Source organism: Micromonospora sp. NPDC047557, from assembly GCF_043205095.1.
Classification (GTDB): Bacteria; Actinomycetota; Actinomycetes; order Mycobacteriales; family Micromonosporaceae; genus Micromonospora.
Map to the genome: position 1 here is coordinate 13,892 of NZ_JBIDDK010000006.1, position 14,939 is coordinate 28,830.

Consider the following 14,939-nt stretch of genomic DNA (forward strand, 5'->3'; position numbering starts at 1 on the left):
GTGCCACCGTAAACCAGGCCACCGACACTGTCGCCGGCGTCGCCGGTGCCACCAATCCCTGTCTAACAGACGAATTTCCCCGTGCACGGCAGAACGAACGCGCCGGCCGGACGCTCAGTTCGCGGCCGGCCCGGCCGGGTGGGAGGGCTTGACCTTCGCCGATCCGGGAGGCGTCGCCGCGGCGGACGGTTCGGCGGGGGCAGACGGCCCTCCCGGAGCCGACGGCTTCGCCTCGGGCACCAGTCGCTGGCAGTACTCCTCGACCGCGGCGACGCCACCGGCGGCCGCGACCAGCCGTTGGAAGGCAGGCGTGCGCAGCGCCTTCTCCCGCTGCTTGGGTTTCTTGGCCCGCCACGCGCGGCACAGCCCGTGCAGCTGACCGTTGGGCGTCGAGCCGACTGACGGAGTGCCGGCCGGGGACGGCGGGCGAGGTGACGCCGATCGGCTCGGCGCGGTCGACGTGGTCGTCGCGGGATCGCTGGCGGTCGGTGGCGCGCTGCTCGGCGCGGGTGGCACCGGGTCGGGTGCCCGGTCCAGGCCGGCCGCGGCGAACGCGGCGCCCGCGGTGGCGGTGGCGGCCAGCGCCCCGATCCAGGCCAACGCGCCGGTGGTGAGCCGACGGCTGCGTGGTCGTCGGGCCGCGGCGGGCTCCGGGGCGGCGGCCCGGGCGGCCCGGAACGCGGCCAGCGCGGCCTCCTCGCCCGCCAGCTCCCCCGGCCGGGCCGGGCCGGCGGCAGCGGCGAGCAGCCGCGCCAGCGGGTCGGCCGCCGCGTGCGAGGGCGCGGACGCGTGGGACCGCCCCGGCACGTCGCGGTCGAGGGCCACGTCAGGGTCGACGGCCGTGGCGGAGTCGACGTGGAGGGCCATGTCGGAGCCGACGGCCGTGTCGACGTCCGGAGACGTGTCAGGGCGGCGGGACGCCTCGGGGTAGACGGCCGCGTCGATGCGGGTGGCGTCGAGTAGCCGTTCGGTCTCGGCACGGCCGGCGTGCCGGTCCGGCCGGTACGGGTTCATCCGGAATCCCCTCACGTCAGCCGTCCGCCTGCTCGGCGTGTGACGCCCGCCGGGATCGGCCGGTCCGTCCGCGCGGCGGCGGGACCACCTCGGCGCCGACCGACGGTGCGACGCCGTCGGCGTCCATGGCCGGCGCCGCAGTCGCGCTCTGCGCGTTCGGGGCGGACACCCCGCCCGGCGCGTTCGGCGCGGACACCGGGTCCGACGAGTTCGGCGCGGACACCCCGCGCGGCACGGCAGGCGCAGGCCGCGTGGTCGGAGCGTCCGGCGCGGGCACCCGGCCCGGCGCGCCGGAGGCCCCGGTCGTGACGGCACCGTCGGGTGGCGGTGCGGTCACCGTCTGCCGGTCCAGCAGGGTGGCCAGCCGCCGCAGCCCACGGTGGGCGGCGGTCCGGACGGCCCCGGCCCGACGTCCCAGCACCCGACCGGCCGACTCCGCGTCCAACCCGATCACGGCCCGTAACAGCACCGCCTCGGCCTCCCGGGGCGGCAGCGTGGCGATCAGCGCCAGGGCGGCCTCGGTGCTGATCGTCTCGCCGGCCCGCTCGGCGGTGTCGCCGTCGCCGGCCAACTCGGTGAGCGCCTGCACCGGGACCGGCAGCGACGGTCGTCGACGCAGCCGGCGCAGATGGTCCATGGCTCGGTTGCGGGCGATGGTGACCGTCCAGGCGCGGAACTCGCCGCCGGTGAAGTTGGGCAGGTCACGGGAGATCTGCAACCACGTCTCCGACGCCACGTCCTCGGCGTCCGCGCCGACCAGGGCGGTCAGGTAGCGCAACAGACCCGGCTGCAGGCTGCGGTACAGGAAGCGGAAGGCGTCCTCGTCCCCGGCCTGCGCGGCGGTGACCGCCTCGGACAGCTCGCCGGTCATCCTCGGCTCACGGGTCGCTCGAGACGGCGGCACGGCCCGACGCCCCACGCCTGCGTCCGCGCGCGAACCGTCGACCCCACCGGCTTCCGCACGCGCACCGCCCTCCCCCGAATCCGCTTCGTGCCCGCGTCCGGGCCGGCCGGGGCGTCCGCACCGGCGCGATGGCTCTCGGCTTTCGACGCACGGCCGGCGGGCGGCCCCGAGCCGGGCTAACGGTAGGAGGGGACCATCCAAGCGACAAGTCGGGATCGCGTCACGGAAGAGTGACAATTATCAAGCCGCCCAACCGGCGTGCCGCCGTAACAACGGGGAACCGCAGGACGCTCCACGGGCCGGGAGGCGGCCCGTGGCGGTGATCCGGCAAGCGTACGCCGGAATGTGTCAAGTTTTGTCACACGGCGTTGTCAAGCCGTCACAGATTCGGCCACGTCCACGGAGGTCAGGCCGGACGGACCGGCGGGTACGACCACGTGGCCGATCAACCGCAGCGCGCCGTTGCCCGCCACTCTGGGTACGGTAATGCTGTGTTGTCATCGGAGGTCGTGCTCAGCGGGCGGTACCGCCTGGACGAACGTGTCGCCACCGGCGGCATGGGCGACGTCTGGCGTGCCTCGGACCTGGTCCTCGGCCGACAGGTCGCGGTCAAGGTCCTGCTGCCGGCGCTGGTCTCCGATCCGGACTTCATCGCCCGTTTCCGGGCCGAGGCACGGATCATGGCGGCTCTGCGGCACCCCGGCATCGTGCAGGTGTACGACTGCGGCGAGGACGACCTGCCCGACGGCGGTCGGGCGGACTACCTGGTCATGGAGTTCGTCGAGGGTGAGCCGCTGTCCAAGCGGATCGAGGCGGCCGGCCGGCTCGACGTGGCCGAGACGATGTCGATCGTGGCCCAGGCGGCGCACGCGCTGAGCGCGGCGCACCGGGGCGGCATCGTGCACCGCGACGTCAAGCCCAGCAACCTGCTGGTCCAGGAGGACGGCACGGTCGTCCTCGTCGACTTCGGCGTCGCCCGTTCCACAAACGTGACCAGCATCACCAGCACCAACGCGGTGCCCGGCACCGCTCTCTACATGGCGCCCGAGCAGGCCGCCGGTCGTCCGGTCAGCGGCGCCACCGACATCTACGCGCTCGGCGCGGTCGCCTACTGCTGCCTCACCGGGGGTCCACCGTTCACCGGGGACAACCCCCTCCAGGTCGCCGTCCGGCACCTGGACGACGAGCCGCCGGAGCTTCCGCACGACATCCCGGAGGCGGTCCGCGCCCTGGTGTCGCGGGCCCTCGCCAAGGATCCGCTCGACCGCTTCACCAGCGGCTCGGCCATGGCCGAGGCCGCCCGCACCGCGGTCACCGGCGGCGAGCCGCCGACGGCGATGGCGGCGTCGGTCCCGCTGCGCGACGCGGGACCGGGCACCCGCACCGACGTGCCGGTCGGCGCGGCGGTGGCGGGCACGGCGGATGCCGGGCGTCAGCGACGTCGTGGGCCACTGGTCGGCGCCGCAGCCGCGATGCTGGTCGCCCTGATCGGCCTCGGGGCGGCACTGGGTGCGGCGCGCAACACCGGCGATGACGAGCCGGCCGTCAACCTGCCGACGACCTCCGTGACGCCGGGGGCGACCCAGCAGGCGGAGCTGCCTGCGGCGAACGAGCAGAGCACCGACGACCCGGAGCGCCCGAACCGGCCGACCGTCCCGGACGCCACCACGTCGGCGTCGGTCACCGCGACGCCGAGCGTGCGGCCCTCGCAGTCGTCCAACCCGCCGTCGGCGACGCCGAGCGCGACCACCGCGCCGCCGCCCAGCGATCCGCCGAAGTCCGACCCGCCGCCGAGCAACCCGCCCCCGAGCGAGCCGGTCCCCACCACGGACGCGCCGACCGGTCCGGACGACCCGATGGGCAACTGACCAGCCGTCCCACCAGCACCGATATCCCCAAAACGGACTTACAGCGCCGAAAACCACTCTAGGCTCTCCGCAGGCCATTTCCACCATCTGCCGCGGGAGCCCGGGTGAGCGCTGAGAAGCTGGTCGTGATCGGCCAGGGGTACGTCGGACTGCCGCTGGCCATGCGCGCCGTCGAGGCGGGCCTGGACGTCGTCGGCCTCGACGTCGACGCCGACCGGGTGAAGCGACTCGCGTCCGGTGAATCCTTCGTCGAGGACATCCCCACCGACCGGCTGGGCCGCGCGCTGGGCAGTGGCCGGTACCGCCCCAGCACGGAGTACACCGACGCCGAGGGCTTCGACATCTGCGTGATCACCGTGCCCACCCCGCTGCGCGACGGCACCCCGGACCTGAGCTTCGTCGAGCAGGCCGGCGTCGGCATCGGCCCGTACGTGCGGCCGGGCTGCACGGTGATCCTGGAGTCCACCACCTATCCGGGCACCACCGAGGAGCTGCTCCGACCGCTGCTGGAGTCGGCCAGCGGGCTGACCAGCCCCGGCGACTTCCACCTCGGCTACAGCCCCGAGCGGATCGACCCGGGCAACCCGACCTGGCGACTGGAGAACACCCCGAAGGTGGTCTCCGGTGTCGACGCGGTGTCGCTGGCCCGGGTGCAGGGGTTCTACCAGCGCCTCGTGGAGCGCACCGTCGCGGTGGACTCCACGAGGGTCGCCGAGCTGACCAAGCTGATCGAGAACACGTTCCGCCAGGTCAACATCGCGCTGATCAACGAGCTGACCATGCTCTCGCACCACCTGGACATCGACGTCTGGCAGGCGATCGACGCCGCCGAGACCAAGCCGTTCGGGTTCCTGCCGTTCCGGCCCGGCCCCGGAGTCGGCGGGCACTGCCTGCCGATCGACCCGTGCTACCTGTCCTGGCAGGTCAAACGGCGCCTCGGCCGGCAGTTCCGGTTCATCGAGCTGGCCAACGACGTCAACCACGAGATGCCCGAGCACGTCGCGCAGCGGATCATGGGGGGACTGAACCGGGCTGGCCGGGCGGTGAGCGGCGCCCGACTGTTGCTGCTCGGGCTCGCGTACAAGAAGAACACCGGCGACATGCGGGACTCCCCCGCCGTCGACGTGGCCCGCCGGTTGCAGGCCCTCGGCGCCGAGGTCCACGCGGTCGAGCCGTACGCGGAGACCCACCACATTCCCGCCGGGGTCACCATCGTCGACCTCACCGAGCGGGAGGTGCGGGCCGCGGACGCGGTGGTGGTGGTCACCGACCACGACAGCTTCGACTACGACCTGGTGGTCCGGCACGCCCGCTACGTCTTCGACACCCGCAACCGGTGCGTCGGCGAGATGGTCGAGCGCCTTTAGACCCGGCACCGCTGGCCGGTCCCGCCGCCGGGGAAGACGGCGGGGCCGGCCGGCGGATGTCCGCCCGAGGGCCGCGAGACGGAGACGGCCGAGATCACTGGTCGGCGAGCGCCTCGACGACGGGCCGCGACAGCGCCCGACGGGCCGGCAGCACCGACGCGAGCAGGGCGGCCAGCACGGCCACGCCGAGGATCAGCCCGAGCTGACCGAGCGGCAGCACCACGTGGAAGTCGCCGCCGAGACGGGCCAGCAGCGCCATCGCGGCGGCGCTGACGCCGGTGCCCAGGCCGATGCCGAGCACCGCGCCGACCAGCGCCATCAGGACCGCCTCCGCCGCGAGCATCGCCCGCATCCGGGCCCGGGTCAGCCCGACCGCCCGCAGCACCCCGTTCTCCCGGGTGCGCTCGACCACCGACAGGCTCAGCGTGTTCGCCACACCGACCAGCGCGATCACCACGGCCAGGCCGAGCAGCGCGGTGACGAAGGCCAACAGCATGTCCACCGTGCCGGTGAGCATCTTCTTGTACGCGCCCTGGTCCATCAGGTTCACCGTCGGATAGCGGGCCAGCACCGCCTCGATCGCGCCGCGGGCCTCGGCGGCGCTCACGCCGCTGGCGGGGTCGATCTCGGCCAGGAAGCCCCGCTCGCGGGGAAAGAGCGCGGCGAAGTCCGCGTCGTCCACCTCGATGACGTGCCCCGCGGGCGCCGCGCTGGCGACCATGGCCGACGCGTCGTCGGCGACCACCGCCGCCACCCGGAACGGCCGTCCCGCGATCGTGACCGGGGAGCCGACCTGCCAGCCGCGCGCCTGCGCCAACTCCCGGTGCACCAGGACCTGACCCGGCCCGAGCCGCCCGACGTCGCCGGCCAGCACTGCGGTCAGCGTGCGGCCCACCAGCGCCGGGTGGGCGGCGCGGACCTCGATGTCACCGGTGACGGTGCTGCGCTGCTCGTGCACCACGCCCAGCTCGGGGCGCGCGGCCAGCTCACCGGCGAGCGCGGCGGGCAGGTTCTGGCCGATGCCGCTGACCACGAAGTCCGTTCCGATCTCGGCGTCGACGCTGCGTTCGATGCCGTCCTTGGTGCTGCGCGCACCGACCACGAACGCCGACACCAGTCCGATCCCGATCACCAGGGCGGTCGCCGTGGCGGCGATCCGGCGCGGATTGCGCACGGCGTTGGCCACCGCGAGGCCCACGGTCATTCCGAACAGCCGCCGGGCCGGCCAGCCGATCACCCGGACCAGCGCCGGCACGAGCACCGGCCCGAACAGGACGATCCCGAAGAACGCCAACACGCCGCCGACGGCCACGAGCAGCACCTGACCGGCGCTGGCGGCGCCGGCCAGCGCCGCGACGCCGGCACCGAGCACCACCGCGCCGAAGATCAGGCGCAGCCGACCCGCGCCCCGACTCGGCTGCACCGCGGCGTCGGTGAGCGCGGCCACCGGTGCGACAGTGGTCCCCCGCCAGGCGGGCAGCAGGGCGGACGCCACGGTGAGCGCGGTGCCGAGCAGCAGGCTGGTCAGCACGGTCGAGCCGGCGACGGTCAGCCCACCGGAGAACGGCACGTCCAGCCGGGTCAACAGCAGCCGCATACCGCCGGCGAGAGCCACCCCGAGCAGCACCCCGAGCACGGACGCGACGAAGCCGACCAGTGCCGACTCCAGCAGGGCGGCCCGGAAGACCTGCCCCCGGGTCGCGCCCACCAGGCGCAGCAGCGCGGTCCGCCGGGTGCGCTGCGCCAGCACGATCGCGAAGGTGTTGGCGATCACGAAGCCGGCCACCACCACCGCGACCCCGACGAAGATGAGCAGCAGCATCATGAACTGGTTCAGGTCCCGAACCGCGTCGTCGACGGCCTCGTCGAGGATCTGCTGACGGCCCTTCACGCTGGCGTCGGCGCCCGCGACGACCGCGCGCAGCCGGTCGGCCAACACCGTCTCGGACGTTCCCGGCCGCGCCGCCACCATGATCCGGCCGTAGCCGCGCGCACCGCTGACCGCGAGCGCGTCCGGGCCGACCAGGCCGATGAACGGCCCGCCGACGTCACGCACGCTGCCCGCCACGTCGACCGTGCCGACCAGGGTGTACGGGCGGGCCGCGCCGCCGGTGCCGCCGATCTGGACCGGTGCGCCGAGGGTGAAGCCCTCCTCGGCCACGGTGGGCGCGTCGAGCACCACCTCGCCCGCGCGGTCGGGCAGGCGGCCGGACACCACGTCGTACGAGCGCAGGGCGGCCTCGGTGGGGATGGCGGCGAGCACGGCGTAGCCCAGCACCGGCCGGCCGTCGGCGCCGAGAAGTCCTCCGGCCCCGGTCAGCTCCCCGGCCGCGGCGGCCACGCCGTCGACGGCGCGGACCCGGTCGACCAGGCTCGCCGGCAGCGCCTTGTCGCCGCTCGGGTAGACGCCGAGGTCGGTGTGCCGGTCGAAGGTCCCGGCCCGCTCGTACGCGCCGGCGCGCATCCCGTCGACGAAGATCAGCGTGCCGGCGATGAACGCGACGCCGAGCACGACGGCCAGCGCGGAGAGCAGCATGCGCAGCGCCTCGGCGCGCAGCGAGCGCAGGGTCAATCGGATCATGTGCGGGCTCCCGGTGCAGGCGCGGATCGGACCCCTCCGACGCTATGGCCGGTCCGATCCGATCGATCTCCACCTGCGCGCTCGACCCGCGTACGCCCGAGGTAGCGCTCGGCCCGCCGGCCGTACGACCCGGGTCGTACGGCGGGTCACCGCCCGGGCGTGACCAGGCCGCTCTCGTACGCCAGCACGACCGCCTGGACCCGGTCGCGCAGGTGCAGCTTCGCCAGGATCCGCCCGACGTGGGTCTTCACCGTGGCCTCGGCCACGTGCACCTTGGCGGCGATCTCGGCGTTGGACAGGCCCTGCGCGACCAGCAGCAGCACCTCCCGCTCCCGCTCGGTGAGCTGGGCCAGCCGGGGGTCGGCGGTCGGGCCGGCGCCGAGCTGGCCGGCGAAGCGGTCCAGCAGCCGCCGCGTGATCGACGGGGCGACCACCGAGTCGCCCCGCGCCACCACCCGGATCGCGTCCAGCAGTTCCTCCGGCGGGACGTTCTTGAGCAGGAAGCCGCTCGCGCCGGCCTGCAGCGCGGCGAACGCGTCCGCCTCGGTGTCGAAGGTGGTCAGCACCAGCACCCGGGGCGGGCCCGACGGCCGGTCGGCGCAGAGCCGGCGGGTCGCCTCCACCCCGTCCATGGTGGGCATCCGGATGTCCATCACCACCACGTCGGCCTCGGTGCGGGCCAGCACCCGCAGGGCGTCCGCGCCGTCGATGGCCTCCCCGACCACCTCCAGGTCGGGCTGGGAGCTCAGCACCATCCGGAAACCGGCGCGCACCAACGCCTGGTCGTCCACGATCACCACCCGGACCGTCATGCCGCGATCACCTCCGCTGAGGGTTCCGACGGTAGCGGTAGCCGGACCTGGACCTGCCAACCCCCGGTCGGCTGGGCGCCGGCGGTGAGGCTGCCGTCGTACACCGCCACCCGCTCGCGCATGCCGAGCAGACCGTGACCGCCGGACGGCGCCGGGCTGACCGCCGGGCGGCCCCGGCCGTCGTCGACGACCCGGACCACGACGGCGTCGGCGGTGTACGTCAGGGTGACGTCGACGGCGGCCCCGACGCCGGCGTGTTTGAGCGCATTGGTCAGCGCCTCCTGCACCACGCGGTAGACGGTCAGTTCCAGGCCCGGAGGCAGGGCCGGCGGCTGACCGGTGGCAGCGTCGTGGACGCGCAGCCCGGCGTCGCGGAAGCGGGCCAGCAGGTCGGGCAGCTCGGCCAGGGCCAGCCGGCGGTGCTCCGGGTCGGCGGCCACCACCGACCCGCCCGCTCCGGACGGGCCCGCGTCGCGCAGAACCCCGACCAGCCGGCGCATCTCCTCCAGCGCCGACCGGCCGGTGTCGGCGACCACCTTCACGGCCGTGCGGGCCTGCTCGGGGTCACGGTCGAGCATGAACCGGGCCCCGTCCGCCTGAACGATCATCACCGCCATGCTGTGCGCCACCACGTCGTGCAACTCGCGGGCGATCCGGGTGCGCTCCTCGGCGACCGCCACGCGGGACTCGGCCTCCCGCTCGCGTTCCAGGGTGGCGGCCCGTTCCTCGAGGCTGAGCACGTAGAGGCGGCGGGTCCGCACGTTCAGCGCGACGAGCCAGACCGCGCCGGTGACCAGCGCGTACCACAGCGCGGTCACCCACCAGTCGATGACGCCGGGGGTCTGCGCGGCGGCGAGCAGCACGCCCACGGCGGCGACCGCGCCGGCCAGCACGCCGTCGCGCAGGCGCTTGCCGTACTTCACGACGCTGTAGAGCGCGATGAGGACGGCGACGTCGAAGGCGAGCGGACCCCACCGGGCGATCACCTGGACCAGGGCGAGCGCCGCCACGACGACGGTCACCGCGCTCGGGTGGGTGCGGCGGAACAGCAGCGCCACCGCCATGCCCACGCCGACGCCGGTGGCGGCCCAACCGCCGGGCTGGGCCACCGCCGAGGCGAGGCCGACGAACGCCACCACGGCGGAGACGGCCACGTCGAAGGCGACGCCGCGCAGGGGGCGGCCGAACAGCGTGCGTCTCACGGTCACCCAGCGTACGTGTCGTGCCTGGTGGCGGCCGGCCGGCAGCCGGTCAGGGCGGGGTCAGCTCGCGCAGGCGGGCGATCTCGATGGCCTGCTCGGTGGCGAGTGAGGTGGCTAGCTCATTGAGGGTCGCATCGACGCCGACCGACAGCAGGTCGGTGGCCATGGTGACGGCGCCCTGGTGGTGGTCGGTCATCATCGCGATGAAGAGCCGGTCGAACTCGACGCCCCGGGCGGCGGTCAGCCGCTTCATCGCCTCGGGTGACTGCATCCCCCGCATGCCGGCGTGGTCGTGGCCGGGCGCCGTCTCGGGCAGCCCGCGGGTGGCGAGCCAGCCGCGCAGGACCTTGATCTCCGGGCCCTGGCCGGCGCGGATCCGGTCGGCGTAGGCGCGGATCCGGGGATCGCCCGCCCGCTCCTGGGCCAGCGTGCTCATCTCCAGCGCCTGCTCGTGGTGCGGGATCATCATCTGGACGAAGACGGTGTCCAGGCCGTTGTAGCGGGGCGGGCTGTCGTCGCGCAGTTCCTGGGCGGACCGGGCGACCGCCGGCTCGCCGGGGCGGCCCGGCACGAGCACCGGCGGGGGCGGCGGGCCGGTCGGGCTGGCCGCCGTGGCAGCGGGTGAGGTCGCACCGGCCGCGGCCGGACGGCGGGGGTCGCCGGTGGCGCGGACGGCCAGCACCGCCAGCACCACAATGATGGCCGCCGATATGACGACGGCCAGTAACCGAGCACGTCGGACGGTCATGCCACACCCCCACAGGTCGAGGTCGCAGCGATCCTATCCATTGACGAGTCGACGCAGATGTGACCCAGGTCACATCGATGATCTCTGTGGCTCGGTAAGGTACCGACAACGTCATCCCCCCTTTCGAAGGGCGCCGCCGATGATCAAGTTGGCCACCGCACGGCTCCGACAACTCCGCATCGTCAGCCTGGCCGCAACAGGCCTGCTGCTGACCAGCGTCGCCGTGGCGACGCCGAGCAGCGCCCAGGAGGCCGCGCCAGCGGCGGCACCACAGGCCGCCGCCAGCGACATCCCCGGCGTGGACGAGATCCGCAGCAGCCCCAACCTGCGGCAGATCGCCAACATCCCCAAGCAGGCGCCGTTCGACACGACGGCCGCGCTCAACAGCGACATGGCGTTCCAGGGCAAGTACGCCTTCGCCGGCAACTACAACGGGTTCGTCGTCTACGACATCTCCCGGCCCAGCGCGCCCAAGATCACCGCGCAGGTGTCCTGCCCGGGCTCGCAGAACGACATCTCCGTCTACGGTGACCTGCTCTTCGTCTCCACCGACTCGTCGCGCAGCGACGACTCGTGCGCGAGCGTCGCCCAGCCCGCCTCCGTGAAGGAGTCGTGGGAGGGCATCAAGGTCTTCGACATCAGCGACAAGGCCAACCCGCGCTACATCAAGTCCGTGGAGACCGCCTGCGGGTCGCACACCCACACGCTGGTGCCGGGCAAGGACCGCAAGAACGTCTACCTGTACGTGTCGTCGTACAGCCCGCGGGCCGAATTCCCCGACTGCCAGCCGCCGCACGACTCCATCTCCATCGTCAAGGTGCCGGTGAAGAAGCCGACCCAGGCGGCCGTCATCTCGACGCCGAACCTCTTCCCGGACGGCGGTTTCCCGGGCAGCGAGACCGGCTCGGCGACCTCCGGCTGCCACGACATCACCGCGTACCCGTCGAAGGACATCGCCGCCGGCGCCTGCATGGGTGACGGCGTCCTGCTCGACATCAAGAACCGCGAAGCGCCTCGGGTGATCACCCAGGTCCGCGACACGGTCAACTTCGCGTTCTGGCACTCGGCCACCTTCAACAACGCCGGCACCAAGGTCGTCTTCACCGACGAGCTGGGCGGCGGCGGGGCGGCCACCTGCAACGAGACCGTCGGCCCCAACCGGGGAGCGGACGCCATCTACGACATCACCGGCCGCGGTGACGCTCGGACGCTGGCGTTCCGCAGCTACTACAAGATCCCCCGGACGAACGCCGAGACCGAGAACTGCGTGGCGCACAACGGCTCGCTGATCCCGGTGCTCGGGCGGGACATCATGGTGCAGGCGTGGTACCAGGGCGGCATCTCCGTCTGGGACTTCACCGACTCGCGCCACCCCAAGGAGATCGCGTACTGGGAGCGGGGCCCGCTGTCCGCCACCCAGGCCGTCACCGGCGGCGCCTGGTCGACGTACTACTACAACGGCAACATCTACTCCAACGACATCCAGAAGGGCCTGGACGTCCTGGAGCTGAACGACTGGCGGACCTGGACGGCCAACCTGACCCGGTTCCAGGAGCTGAACGTGCAGACCCAGCCCGGTTACCTGAGCTGGTAGCACCAACCGCGCGACCCGGGCCCGGCCTCTTTTCCAGGGGCCGGGCCCGGTCACGTCAGCCGCGTGGATCAGGCCCTGCCCGGCGGGCCGGCGCCCCGATCGGGGGCAGCCCGGTGGGGCCCGTCACCTGGGCGGGGGCGGCCGGCCGGGCCGGCGGGTGATGTGCCAACGTGGTCAGCTGTGAAGTCTGCCGCTGGCGCCCCGCCGGCCCCGCCCGAGCCGACCGCGCGCTGGCGCCCCCACCCGCTGGACCTGGTGGCGGTCGTCCTCGCGGTGGCCGGTGCGGCCTGCGCGCTGAGCGGGCTGCTGCCCCGCGCCGAGACCACGGCGACCCTGCACCGCATCCTGCCGCTGCTGCTCTTCCTCGGCACCGTGATCGTGCTGGCCGAGCTGACCGCCGTGGCCGGCGTCTTCGACGTGCTGGCCAGCCGGTTGGCCATCGCCGCCCGCGGCCGCTGGGCGGCGCTGTTCCTGCTCTGCGGTGGCCTCGCCACGGTGACCACGCTCGTGCTCAACCTCGACACCACCGCCGTGCTGCTCACTCCGGTGCTGCTGGCGCTGGCGCGCACCCTGCGGGTCCCGGCCGGGCCGCTCGCGGTCACCACGGTCTGGCTGGCGAACACCGCCAGCCTGCTGCTGCCGGTGTCCAACCTGACGAACCTGCTGGCCGCCGACCGGGTCGGCCTCACGCCACTGGCGTACGCCGAGCGGATGGCGCTGCCACAGCTCGCCGCCGTGGCGGTCACGATGGTGCTGCTCTGGTACGGCTGGTGGCGGCGCGAACGGCCGGCCGGCGGACGCTTCGTCCCGCCGCAGCGGCACGTGCCGCCCGACCCGGTGCTGCACCGCACCGCGCTCGCCGGTTGCCTGCTCTTCGTCGCCGGCATCCTCGCCGGGGTGGAGATCGGGCTCGCCTCCAGCGTCGCGCTCGCGCTGGTGCTGGTGGGCTTCGTGGTCCGCTCCCCGGCGACGCTGCGCCCCGGGCTGGTGCCCGTACGGCTGCTGCTCTTTGTCGTCGGCCTGTTCCTGGTGGTGCAGACCCTCGGCCGGCACGGGCTGGACGACCTGGTGGCCGGGCTGGTCGGGGCCGACGGTGGGGCGGCCGGCGCGCTGCGTGCCGGCGGCACCGGGGCGCTGCTGGCCAACGCGGTGAACAACCTGCCGGCGTACCTGGCCGGCGAGTCGGTGCTGCCGACCGCCGACCACACCCGCCTGCTGGCCCTGCTGATCGGCACGAACGTCGGCCCGCTGGCCGCGCCGTGGGCATCGCTGGCCACCCTGCTGTGGTTCGAACGGTGTCGGGCGGCCGGGGTGGCGGTGCCGGTGAAGCGGTTCGTGCTGACCAGCACCCTGCTCGCCGTCGTGGGCACGCTCGCGGCGGTCGGCGCGCTGCTGCTGGTCAGCTGAGGGCCGTCACCCGGCGGCCCGCTCCACCACGAACATGAAGCAGCCGTAGACCACGTTGCGGCTGTGCAGCTGGTGCACCTGCGGGTCGGCGAACAGCTCCGCGATCACCGCCTCCGGGTCCGTGCCGTCGTGCAGCCGGCCGCCGCAGATCCGTCCCTGCCGGTCGTACGCCCGCAGGACCTGGGGACGTCCCCGCCAGGCCGGCGGATGGCCGCCGCCGTGATCCGGGCCGGGGCAGGCGGCGGTGTGCGCGAAGACCGGCCCGATCTCCCGGTATGCGACGGCGGCGATCGGTGGGGCGTAGCCGAAGAGCAGCAGCGCCTCCCCCGCCTCGGCGTCGCGCAGGCAACAGCGCAGCGGCTCCCCGCCGCCGGCCAGGCACCCTTCGACGAGATGGCCGGCGGCGTCGCGGCCGGTCCGACGGACGAGGTCGAGCGCCGCGGCCGGCACGGCCTGGACGCGGAAGGTGGTGGTGGTGGTCATGCGTCCAGCCTGGCCCGGCGGCGGCGCGGGTGCTGGCGGCGATCGGACCTGGCGCTGGGACGGTCCGGGCTCCGGCCGCCGGCGCGCCGCCGTCGGGACGGCAGCGCGACCGTCAGGCGCGGTAGACGGCGAGCTGAAGCTCGGTGACGCCCTGCTCCGGGGAGTCCTGGCAATAGTCCAGGTACACCTCACGGGCGAATCCGTCGGTGCGGTAGCCGTTGTCGTCGATCCACCGGGCAAGCACCTGGACGCTCTGCTCGACGTCGTCCATGGCGCCGTGGTGGACGATCGTCGCGGCCGTGCCCACCGCGGGCAGATCACGTACCGCCAGGTCAGGACCTGCCGACACGCCGGCGCCGATGGTAATCCCGGCGTGCACGACGACCGCGTCGCCGTCGTCGTCGCGGGCGGGTTCGTACCAGGCGATGGCCGGGCCCGTCGGCGTGATCCCGGCCTCGGCCAGCCGGCGGAACAGCTCCGGGTAGAGCGGCTGGATCACCGGACCGATGTCCTGGCTCTCATAGCTGGGCGCGACGGCGGTCAGCTCCGCGAGGCGAACCGGGGCGATTTCCTTGAGTACGACATCCTGGGCGGTCATCCGACCCTCCGATTCGATCATCCGGAGCCTCGCCTCGACGGCCGCGAGCCGGGCGGTGTCGGCGGCCAGCTGCGCCGTCAGCTGGCTGCGACGCAACCGCAGCATGCCGCGCAGTTCGGCGGTGTCGACGGCGTCGTCCAGGATCGCCCGCACCTGCTCCAGGGTGAGACCCAGGTCCTTGAGGGCGAGCACCCGGTTGAGCCGACGCATCTGGTCCGCCCGGTAGAAGCGGTAGCCGCTGTGCGCGTCGACGCTGGCCGGGCGGAGCAGGCCGATGCTGTCGTAGTGGCGCAGCATCCGCACCGACACGCGGCCCAGTCGGGCGAAGTCTCCGATGGTGAACATGGTCCCCTCACGCTCG

The 14,939-nt window shown here is 73.8% G+C and carries 11 protein-coding genes and 1 pseudogene; 4 read left to right on the top strand and 8 right to left on the bottom strand.

Features of this window, described 5'->3' with window-relative positions:
• Positions 1-114: 114 nt before the first annotated feature.
• Positions 115-1,014, bottom strand: coding sequence for a hypothetical protein (locus ACGGAQ_RS16425; protein ID WP_393049708.1), 900 nt, complete (start codon positions 1,012-1,014; stop codon positions 115-117).
• 348 nt (positions 1,015-1,362) lie between these two features.
• Positions 1,363-1,885: pseudogene (locus tag ACGGAQ_RS16430) on the bottom strand (RNA polymerase sigma factor); the annotation flags it as partial.
• Between the two features lie 524 nt (positions 1,886-2,409).
• Between ACGGAQ_RS16430 and ACGGAQ_RS16435 the strand changes: the two are divergent.
• Positions 2,410-3,786, top strand: coding sequence for a protein kinase (locus ACGGAQ_RS16435; RefSeq protein ID WP_393049711.1), 1,377 nt, complete (start codon positions 2,410-2,412; stop codon positions 3,784-3,786).
• Between the two features lie 104 nt (positions 3,787-3,890).
• Entirely contained in the window at positions 3,891-5,153 is a 1,263-nt protein-coding gene (locus ACGGAQ_RS16440) for a nucleotide sugar dehydrogenase (protein ID WP_393049714.1), read from the top strand.
• A gap of 94 nt (positions 5,154-5,247) precedes the next feature.
• Here ACGGAQ_RS16440 and ACGGAQ_RS16445 read toward each other — a convergent pair whose 3' ends face one another.
• The 4 genes from ACGGAQ_RS16445 to ACGGAQ_RS16460 form a co-directional block, all read right to left on the bottom strand.
• Positions 5,248-7,734 carry an ABC transporter permease gene (locus ACGGAQ_RS16445; protein WP_393049717.1) on the bottom strand — a complete coding sequence of 829 codons (2,487 nt, stop codon included), beginning with the start codon at positions 7,732-7,734 and terminating at the stop codon, positions 5,248-5,250.
• Between the two features lie 146 nt (positions 7,735-7,880).
• Entirely contained in the window at positions 7,881-8,546 is a 666-nt protein-coding gene (locus ACGGAQ_RS16450; protein WP_234582825.1) for a response regulator transcription factor, read from the bottom strand.
• The gene (locus ACGGAQ_RS16455; protein WP_393049719.1) at positions 8,543-9,754 is read right to left on the bottom strand and encodes a sensor histidine kinase; all 1,212 of its coding nucleotides are present in this window, start codon (positions 9,752-9,754) and stop codon (positions 8,543-8,545) included. The genes ACGGAQ_RS16450 and ACGGAQ_RS16455 overlap by 4 nt, the downstream gene beginning before the upstream one ends.
• Before the next feature lie 43 nt (positions 9,755-9,797).
• Positions 9,798-10,496, bottom strand: coding sequence for a DUF305 domain-containing protein (locus tag ACGGAQ_RS16460; protein ID WP_393049722.1), 699 nt, complete (start codon positions 10,494-10,496; stop codon positions 9,798-9,800).
• A gap of 139 nt (positions 10,497-10,635) precedes the next feature.
• On the opposite strand from ACGGAQ_RS16460, the gene ACGGAQ_RS16465 reads away from it, so the two are divergent.
• The gene (locus ACGGAQ_RS16465) at positions 10,636-12,090 is read left to right on the top strand and encodes an LVIVD repeat-containing protein (protein WP_393049724.1); all 1,455 of its coding nucleotides are present in this window, start codon (positions 10,636-10,638) and stop codon (positions 12,088-12,090) included.
• 180 nt (positions 12,091-12,270) lie between these two features.
• On the top strand, positions 12,271-13,497 hold the full coding sequence (locus ACGGAQ_RS16470; RefSeq protein WP_393049726.1) for an SLC13 family permease: 1,227 nt from the start codon (positions 12,271-12,273) through the stop codon (positions 13,495-13,497).
• Positions 13,498-13,503: 6 nt separating this feature from the next.
• On the opposite strand, the gene ACGGAQ_RS16475 is transcribed toward ACGGAQ_RS16470, so the two are convergent.
• On the bottom strand, positions 13,504-13,980 hold the full coding sequence (locus ACGGAQ_RS16475) for a DUF1203 domain-containing protein (protein WP_393049728.1): 477 nt from the start codon (positions 13,978-13,980) through the stop codon (positions 13,504-13,506).
• 112 nt (positions 13,981-14,092) lie between these two features.
• Positions 14,093-14,923, bottom strand: a complete 831-nt coding sequence (locus tag ACGGAQ_RS16480; RefSeq protein WP_393049731.1) for a MerR family transcriptional regulator — start codon at positions 14,921-14,923, stop codon at positions 14,093-14,095.
• Positions 14,924-14,939 lie beyond the last annotated feature (16 nt).

What these genes read in the sequence shown, in the direction of transcription:
- ACGGAQ_RS16425 (WP_393049708.1), bottom strand. Translation starts at nt 1,014, where the DNA reads ATGAACCCGTACCGGCCGGACCGGCACGCCGGCCGTGCCGAGACCGAA.
- ACGGAQ_RS16475 (WP_393049728.1), bottom strand. Translation starts at nt 13,980, where the DNA reads ATGACCACCACCACCACCTTCCGCGTCCAGGCCGTGCCGGCCGCGGCG.
- ACGGAQ_RS16460 (WP_393049722.1), bottom strand. Translation starts at nt 10,496, where the DNA reads ATGACCGTCCGACGTGCTCGGTTACTGGCCGTCGTCATATCGGCGGCC.
- ACGGAQ_RS16450 (WP_234582825.1), bottom strand. Translation starts at nt 8,546, where the DNA reads ATGACGGTCCGGGTGGTGATCGTGGACGACCAGGCGTTGGTGCGCGCC.
- ACGGAQ_RS16465 (WP_393049724.1), top strand. Translation starts at nt 10,636, where the DNA reads ATGATCAAGTTGGCCACCGCACGGCTCCGACAACTCCGCATCGTCAGC.
- ACGGAQ_RS16445 (WP_393049717.1), bottom strand. Translation starts at nt 7,734, where the DNA reads ATGATCCGATTGACCCTGCGCTCGCTGCGCGCCGAGGCGCTGCGCATG.
- ACGGAQ_RS16480 (WP_393049731.1), bottom strand. Translation starts at nt 14,923, where the DNA reads ATGTTCACCATCGGAGACTTCGCCCGACTGGGCCGCGTGTCGGTGCGG.